The sequence below is a fragment of the Nocardioides guangzhouensis genome (assembly GCF_004519545.1).
GTDB lineage: Bacteria > Actinomycetota > Actinomycetes > Propionibacteriales > Nocardioidaceae > Nocardioides > Nocardioides guangzhouensis.
In genome coordinates, this window is the sequence record NZ_SDKM01000077.1 from 1 (window position 1) to 7,899 (window position 7,899).

The 7,899-nt window shown below is 70.2% G+C and carries 7 protein-coding genes and 1 pseudogene; 3 read left to right on the forward strand and 5 right to left on the reverse strand.

All coding sequences use genetic code 11. From position 1 onward, the window contains the following. Window positions 1–201: 201 nt before the first annotated feature. The 3 genes and pseudogenes from EKO23_RS24005 to EKO23_RS24010 form a co-directional block, all read left to right on the forward strand. Window positions 202–828 (forward strand): annotated as a pseudogene (locus EKO23_RS24005) (serine hydrolase domain-containing protein); the annotation flags it as partial. Further along, window positions 744–1,280, forward strand: coding sequence for a serine hydrolase (locus tag EKO23_RS26615; protein WP_342773639.1), 537 nt, complete (start codon window positions 744–746; stop codon window positions 1,278–1,280). The pseudogene EKO23_RS24005 and the gene EKO23_RS26615, both read left to right, overlap by 85 nt. Before the next feature lie 145 nt (window positions 1,281–1,425). Then, window positions 1,426–2,970 (forward strand): HD domain-containing phosphohydrolase, encoded by a 1,545-nt coding sequence (locus EKO23_RS24010; RefSeq protein ID WP_246051285.1) that lies wholly within the window; start codon window positions 1,426–1,428, stop codon window positions 2,968–2,970. Here the strand turns inward: EKO23_RS24010 and EKO23_RS24015 are convergent. The 5 genes from EKO23_RS24015 to EKO23_RS24030 form a co-directional block, all read right to left on the reverse strand. After that, window positions 2,960–3,769: an alpha/beta fold hydrolase gene (locus EKO23_RS24015; RefSeq protein WP_134721016.1), complete on the reverse strand. Its 810-nt coding sequence runs from the start codon at window positions 3,767–3,769 to the stop codon at window positions 2,960–2,962. The two genes, EKO23_RS24010 and EKO23_RS24015, sit on opposite strands and share 11 nt — an antisense overlap. Then, on the reverse strand, window positions 3,766–3,999 hold the full coding sequence (locus EKO23_RS25965) for an alpha/beta fold hydrolase (protein ID WP_217702795.1): 234 nt from the start codon (window positions 3,997–3,999) through the stop codon (window positions 3,766–3,768). The genes EKO23_RS24015 and EKO23_RS25965 overlap by 4 nt, the downstream gene beginning before the upstream one ends. 50 nt (window positions 4,000–4,049) lie before the next feature. Next, entirely contained in the window at window positions 4,050–4,637 is a 588-nt protein-coding gene (locus EKO23_RS24020) for an alpha/beta fold hydrolase (protein ID WP_217702796.1), read from the reverse strand. A 250-nt stretch (window positions 4,638–4,887) separates the two neighbouring features. After that, window positions 4,888–6,348, reverse strand: coding sequence for a benzaldehyde dehydrogenase (locus EKO23_RS24025; protein WP_134721017.1), 1,461 nt, complete (start codon window positions 6,346–6,348; stop codon window positions 4,888–4,890). A gap of 3 nt (window positions 6,349–6,351) precedes the next feature. Then, entirely contained in the window at window positions 6,352–7,473 is a 1,122-nt protein-coding gene (locus EKO23_RS24030) for a 5-methyltetrahydropteroyltriglutamate--homocysteine S-methyltransferase (protein ID WP_134721018.1), read from the reverse strand. Window positions 7,474–7,899: the final 426 nt, after the last annotated feature.

Here is a 7,899-nt window from a genome sequence, read left to right on the forward strand (position 1 = left end):
AGCGTCGCCCTCGACCTCATCTGGAAGAGCCGCCGCCCGACCCAGCCCGAGCCCGAGCATCCTGACCGGGGTCCGTCCCAGACGCGGCGGCATGACACACGTTCGCGACTGCTCACAAGAGGCGACAAGCCCGACCACCGGACATGCCCGGCCTACTCTGTCCCCGAGTGTCCCCCGGGAAGAGCCAGAGGAGCCCGTGGCATGGAAGTTCAAGGGTCTGTTGCGGAGCCCTTCCGGGGCGTGCGGGAGCTGTTCGCACACGTTCTTGCCGAACAGACGGGCACTGGTGCGTCCTTCGCGGTGTGGCATGACGGTGCGTGGGTGGTCGACGTCTGGGGCGGGTACGCGGACTCCGCCCACAACCGGCCCTGGCAGCAGGACACGCTGGTGATGCCGTACTCGGTGACCAAGCCGTTCGCCGCCCTGTGCGTGCTTACGCTGGCCGACCGGGGGCTGGTCGACCTCGACGACCCGATGCAGCTCTTCTGGCCGGAGCTGCGGGCCGCGGCCTCGGTCCGCGACGTCCTCGCCCATCGCGCGGGGCTCGTCGTTCTGGACGCGGACGCGCCGCAGGAGGCGTTCTACGACTGGGGGCTGATGTGCTCTCTGTTGGCACGCCAGGAGCCGACCTGGCCTCCGGGTTCCGCTCAGGGCGAGTCGGCGCTGTTCTACGGCCACCTGCTGGGCCAGGTCGTGCGCGCCGTCGACGGCCGCTCGTTGGGACGGTTCCTCCGCGAGGAGATCTGCAACCCGCACGACCTGGACTTCCACATCGGGCTCGATGGCACCGAGCTGAGCAGGGTTGCCGACCTGACCGGGTTCGGCGACGACTTCGCCGCCTCCCAGCAGGACCGCCCGGGCCTGTACCGCCGGGCGATCGAGAACCCGCCCGGGCCCGCGACCCCCGGGTCGTCAACAGCGAGCGGTGGCGTCGCGCTGAGATCCCGGCCATCAACGGTCACGGGACCGCCCGGGGTGTGGCCGGGTTGTACGTGGCCTTGGCACACGGCCGCCTCCTTGGCCCGGACCTGTCGGAGGAGCTGAACCGCGGACGCGGCGAGGAACCCGAGCTGGTGATCGGCGGCGACCGGGAATGGGGACTGGGCGTGGCCGTGGACTCCGACGGTTACGGCATGGGCGGCACCGGCGGCAGTTTCGGCTTGTGGAGCGAGGCCGGGCAGTACGCCGCCGCGTTCCTCACGGGCCACGTCGGCACCCACGACCGGGGCGAGCGACTGGAGAATGCCGTACGGGACGTGCTCGGACTGCCGCCGCTGTAACCGGCGCCAGCACTTGGAATTGTCCGCGCAGTTGCGGCGGAAGGACGCGGTTCAGGATCTGGTCCTGGTCGGTCCGCCCGAGCGCCAGTCTCGAGCCGTTGCAGGGTGCTGGCGAAGGCTCGTTCGCCGCGGGCAGGATGGGGCTGTGATCGAGTCTCGCTTGCGGCTCGTGGACCTCTTGGCTGCGCTGTCGGTCGCCACGGACCTGGGCATGGGGCAACCGCCGGGCACTGCGCTGCGGTGTTGTCTGCTCGCGACCGGGCTCGCCCGTTCGAGGGATCTCGCGGAAGACGACGTCCGCAGCGTGTTCCTGGGCACGATGCTTCGCCACATCGGATGTACGGCTACTGCCGCGGTTGAGGTGCGGGTGTACGGCGGCAACGAGCTGGTGTCGCGGCGGGCGGCCCAGCCTGCCGACTTCGGCAACCCGCGGGAGATGGTGCGCCTGACGCTGAGCAGTGGCCAGGGAGCCGGACTCAGGCGGCCGGCCCTCATCGCGAGGTCGATCAGGGGCGACGTGCGCCACGGGACCGAGATCCTCTTGTCGGTGTGCGATGCCGCCTCGGTGCTCGCGGGCCGCCTCGGGCTGGCTCCAGAAGTGCAGGACTGTGTGGCGCAGCAGTTCGAGCGGTGGGACGGCAAGGGACCTCGCCGCTTGGCGCAGGATGAGGTGTCGCTGCCGGCTCGGGTCGGTGATGTCGCCACGCAGGCCGTCCTCTTCCTCGACGCCGAAGGTCCGGATGCGGCGGTGGCCATGGTGGAACAGCGGGCCGGCGGCTGGTTCGACCCGGAGGTGGCGGCCGCCTTCGGGAGGGTGGGGCTGGGCTTGATGGACGAACTCTCAGCAGTTGATCCTTGGTCGGCGCTTCTCGAGGCGGAGCCCCGGCCGGTCGAGTACATCGGCGAGCCTGACTTGGATCGCGTGGCGCGGTGCTTCGCCGACATGGTCGATCTGAAGTCGTCGTACACGGTGGGGCATTCGGCGGAGGTTGCCCGCCTGGCCGAGGGGGCGGCTCGGTCCCTCGGGCTTCCGGAGCCGGACGTCGTGGACCTGCGACGTGCCGCGATGTTGCACGACCTGGGCAAGGTCGGCGTGTCGAGCGTGGTGTGGGAGAAGACTGGTCAGCTCACCCGGACGGAGTGGGAGCAGGTCCGGCTGCATCCTTACCACACCGAGCGGATCCTGGCCTGCTCGGCGAGTCTGGCCCCTGTGGCTCGGATCGCGGGGCTGCACCACGAGCGCATGGACGGCAGCGGCTACCACCATGGCCTTCGGGGGGCCGCGATTCCCGTCGCGGCGCGTGTCTTGGCTGCGGCCGTCGCGTTCCGTACGGCGACCGAGGATCGCCCGCATCGGCAGGCTCGCACCCGGGAAGAGGCGGCCGAGCACGTGACGCAGGATGCGACGTCTGGGGGCCTTGACGCCGACTGCGTGGCGGCGGTCATCGAAGCGGCAGGGCAACCGCGCCCACGCGTACGCCGCCAGTGGCCGGCCGGGCTCAGCGACCGTGAGGTCGAGGTGCTGCGGCTGGTGGCGCGGGGTCTGTCGAACCACCAGATCGCGAAGCGGTTGGTGATCTCCCGCCGCACCGCCGAGCACCACGTCCAGCACATCTACGCCAAGATCGGTCACCCGACCCGCGCCGCCGCGACGTTGTTTGCCATGGAGCACGACCTGCTCAACTCGTGACGAATTCCCGGATGATGTCGGCAATCATGGCGGGGTCCGTGCGGTGGGCGATGTGGGCGTGCCCCTTGAGCATCCGAACCTGCGCGCCCGGGATGGCGACTCGGGCCATCTCGGTCGCCTTCTTGATGTCGGGAGTGCTCTCGGATCCGGACAACAGCAGCGTGGGTGTCGAGATGCGGTCCAGGCCGCCAGGCGGGTACGCCCAGCCCTGCTCGGCCCGGGCCTCGCGTGCGATGGTCGGAGCCGTCGCGACGCGACCCGCCCATTCGGGGCCAGCGCGCAGTTCGGCGACCTGCTCGTCAGTGAAGTCGAGGAGGTCGCGGAACAGCATGATCAGCGCCGTCTCGTAGTGGCCGGCGGCCACGACCTGCTCCACCTCGTCGACCCACCCGGTGGGATAGGGGATGCCCAGGCCGGGCTCGTACAGCACCAGGTGGCTGACGTCCCGGGTGAGGGCCGCGGCGCCCATCGCGCAGCCCGCGCCGAATGAGTGCCCCCACAGCACGACCGGTCGCCGGGTGTGTGCCGCGACCTCGTCCACGACTGCCGCCACGTCCGCGAACTCCAGCTCCAGGGAGTACGACGCGCCGTCCCCGCTCGCGCCGAAGCCGCGGCGGTCCATCGAGTACGTCGTGAAGTCAGTCCTCAGCTCGGCTACCAACGCCGCGGAGATCGTGTGGTCCTGGATCGAGCCGTGCACGAGCACGATGGCCGGCCCCTGCCCGTCCACCCACACAGCAAGCTCGACGCCATCGGGGGCGCGGACCGTGAGGGGCTCCACCGTGGTGGACGTGGTCATCGCTGGTTCGCCTCCGCCCAGTCGATGAACGCGATTACCTCGGCGACGTACGCGGCGGGGTGCGTGACGTGCGGGATGTGGCCAGCTCCGGCGTAGGTCGTTTGCCGGGCTTGCGGCAGAAGTTGGGCGAGCCGGCGTTCCACCGGCGCGAAGACCGGCGGGCTCTGGTCGCCGGAGGTGAGCAGCGCCGGGCGGTCGTACGCCGCGAGCAGGGACTGGTCGACGGACACGCACTCAGAGTCGTCTAGCTCGTCGAGATAGGTCGGCGCGTTGGCGGTCATCATGGCGCGCATGGCGTCGGGCAGCGCCCCCAGCTGCCCGGGCCGAGAGCCACCTGGTCCACAAAGAGCTCTGCCGCGCCGACGTGGTCGCCGGCGGCGATCCGGCGACCCACGTCCGTGAGCGGGCCGGCCTCGAGGCCGGCGACCGCGAGAGCCTCCGCACTGCCCTCCTCGAGCACCCCGAACAGCGGCGGCTCGTGCACGACGATCCCGCGCAACACGTCGGGCCGAGCGGCCGCGAGCTGGAGCGTGATGACGGCCCCGGCGGAGCTACCGACCACCCACGCTGGTGCGAGGCCGAGTTGCTCGATCAGAGCGGCGAGATCAGCGACGTCCTCGGAGAAGTGTCCTTGCCCGGGTGGCCGCTCGCTGTCGCTGTGGCCGCGCCGGTCGTACGAGAGCACACGGAAGTGCTCGGCCAGACCCGGCACCACCGGGTCCCAGTTGTGGTGCGACCCCCAGGACCCGTGGACCAGCACGAGTGGGACGCCTGCGCCGCGCGTGTCGGCGTACGCGATCCGTACGTCGTTGACGGTGATGAACTCGAGCCCCGCCTGTCGGACGGTGGGTGCCGCCGTGGTTGCCATCCTGACCACCCTTTCGCAATGCCGTGGTGTGTGCAGCCAGCCTCCCCGCGCAGTGCCGAGGCCGGCATCGGTAGCTCTACCCATCTCGCGCTCCTACGCGATGGGCGGGCGCACGTTGGGCACCTCAGACGGGCGAGGTCCCGCCAGCCACGCCGCCCATGCACCTGAACGAAACCGGCGCTATCCCGGGGCTGGCCTCCCGCGTCCACATGCGGAAATGACGCAGGCATCGTGGCCCTACCGAAGACGATCAGAACGGATAGCTCGCCGGCTCACCTCGCATGGTGATCCACCGGGTCTCGGTGAACGCCTCGACGTTCGCGGCCGCGCCACCGATCCGCCCGAAGCCTGACGCGCCGACGCCGCCGAAGGGGGCGTTCGCCTCGTCGTTCACCGTCTGGTCGTTGATGTGCACGATGCCGGTCGGGATCTGCTCGGCGAGCGCCAGCCCGCGCATCACGTCGCGGGTGACGATGCCGAGCGAGAGGCCGTAGTCGCTCTCCGCGGCCAGCCGTACCGCTTCGTCGACGGAGGAGACTCGGGTGACCGGGGCGACCGGGCCGAAGACCTCCTTGGTGAAGACGGGCGAGGTGAGGGGGACGTCGGCCAGCACGGTCGGCCGGTAGAAGAGCCGGTCGTACTCCCCGCCAGCGGCCAGGCGCGCGCCCTGGTCGACGCTCGACGTGACCAGACCGTGGATCTTGTCCCGTGATCGCTCGTCGATGACCGGGCCGAGCGCGACCTGCTCGGTGGCCGGGTCGCCGACTGGCAGGTGGCTGGCCTTCGCGGCGAGCTGGTCGACGAAGTCGTCGTAGATGGCATCGGCGACGAAGTAGCGACCGGTGGTCATGCAGATCTGGCCCTGGTTGAGGAACGACGCCCAACCCGTCAGCCCGACGGCCTTCTCGACGTCCGCGTCGTCAAGGATCAACAGCGCGGAGTTGCCGCCCAGCTCAAGGTGAGCTCGCTTGAGGTGTCGGCCTGCGAGCTCGCCTATCGAACGGCCGACCGCTGTCGAGCCGGTGAAGGAGATCACCCGGACGTGCGGGTCGGTGACCATGGCCTCACCGACGTCCTTGCCGCCGGGGAGCATCTGGAGGACGCCGGGCGGCAGCCCTGCCTCCTCGAAGATGCGCGCCATGATCGTGCCGCCGGTGACGGCCGTGCGCGGGTCGGGCTTGAGGAGCACGGCGTTGCCGAGAGCGAGCGCCGGGGCCACCGACCTGATGCCGAGGATGATCGGGACGTTGAACGGCGAGATGACCGCGACCACGCCGGCCGGCAGCTGGCGGGCCATGGAGAGCCGTGGCTGCTCGCTGGGGAGCACCTGGCCGATCGGCTGTCCCGGCAGTGCCGCGGCCTGGTAGCACTCCTCGGCCGCGACGTGCATCGCGAAGTCGGCCATCGGCGGGATCGCGCCGACCTCGCGCACGTTCCAGTCGCGGATCTCGTCGGCGTGCTCGGCCCAGAGGTCACCGGCCCTGCGGAGCACGGCCGCCCGGACGGTGTGCGGGAGGGCGGCCCACTCCTTCTGCGCCTGCGCCGCGGAGGCGGCGGCCTCGGCCACGTCCTCGGCGTCGGCCTGGCCCATCGTGCCGAGCTCGTGGCCGGTGGCGGGCTCCACGACGGCGTACGTGCCGCCGCGTCCGTCGGTCCATTCACCGTCCTTGAGGACCTTGCCCTGCCAGGTGACGCCGTCCAGTAGTGCCATGTCCTACCCCCAGACTTCCTCGGCGGTCTCGACGACCAGCCGTAGCTTTGCCCGTTCCTGCTCCTCGGTCAGCTCGTTGCCCTCCACCGTGGAGGAGAAGCCGCACTGCGGCGACAGGCAGAGCTGCTCGAGCGGCACGTACTTCGACGCCTCGTCGATGCGGCGCTTCAGGTCGTCCTTGTCCTCGAGCTCGCCGGTCTTGGTGGTGACCAGGCCGAGCACGACCTGCTTGCCCTCCGGAACGAACCGCAGCGGCTCGAAGCCACCGGACCGCTCGTCGTCGTACTCCAGGAAGAAGCCGTCCACGTCGAGCTGGGAGAACAGGACCTCGGCCACGAAGTCATAGCCACCCTCGGCCGCCCACGAGGAGCGGAAGTTGCCGCGACACATGTGTGTGGTGACCCGCATGCCGTCCGGACGGCCGGCGATCGCGGCGTTGACGTTCGCGACGTACTGCTCGTGCAGGTGCTCGGGATCCCCGCCCTGCGCGGCGACCATGGCGCGCTGTTCGGGGTCGTTGAGGTAGGCGAGACTGGTGTCGTCCAGCTGGAGATAGGTGCAGCCGAGCTCACCGAGGCGACGGACCTCCTCGGCGTATGCCGCGGTGAGGTCTGCCCAGAACGGCCCGAGCTCGGGGTAGACGTCTTCGTCGATCGCCGCCCGGCCGCCTCGGTAGTGGACCATGTTCGGCGAGGGGATGGTCAGCTTCGGCACCTGGTCGCCGGTGCTCACTCCCGACAGGTACTCGAAGGCGTCTCCGAAGATCGTGTGCCCGAGCCGCACCCGGTCGTGGACGCTCAGTGCCGGGGTCTCGAAGTCGAGGTCGCCGGCCGTGTTGTGGAAGCGCACCGCCAGCTTCTGGTCGGTCGGGTCGACGCCCTCGAGCTGGTAGATGAAGTCCATGTGCCACGACGTACGACGGAACTCGCCGTCAGTCGTGGTCCGCACGCCCGTCTCACGCTGGAGGGCGACCACCTGGCGGATCGCCTTGTCCTCGGCCTCCCTCAACCCGGCGTCGTCTACCTCGCCGGCCCGGTGCCGGGCCCGCGCGTCGAGCAGCTCCGGCGGTCGCAACAGGCTGCCGACGTGATCGGCACGGAAGGGCGGGAGTTTGCGCTCTGCCATTTCTCGAATGTACCCGCGCGTCGTACTTTGGCGCCGTGTTCCGCTCAGCAGGAGTCGGACTCGACGCCGAAGTGCGGCGGCACAGGTGTGTCGCGTGCAGGTGTCACCCGTCCACGTCAGCCGCCCGTTGCGGCACCTGGAGAGACGGAGCGATCGCCGGAGCCGAGCACCCCCGACCTTCTCGCTCGCCATCGGCGACTACGCCGCGCGGCCATTCGGCGCTGTTGGTTCGAGTGGATCACAGCCGCAGAGTCCACAAGCGGTGTGACGCACCTGGGACCAGGACCGCGGGGATCGCGTCAACGGACGCCTTTCGTGCAGTACGTGAATACCGACGCCCGATTCTCTTCAAGTCCTCATCTGCGCGGCTCGGCGGGACGTCATCGTTGTGGGCGGCCGGCCCGGACCAAGGAGGTCGCTGTGCAG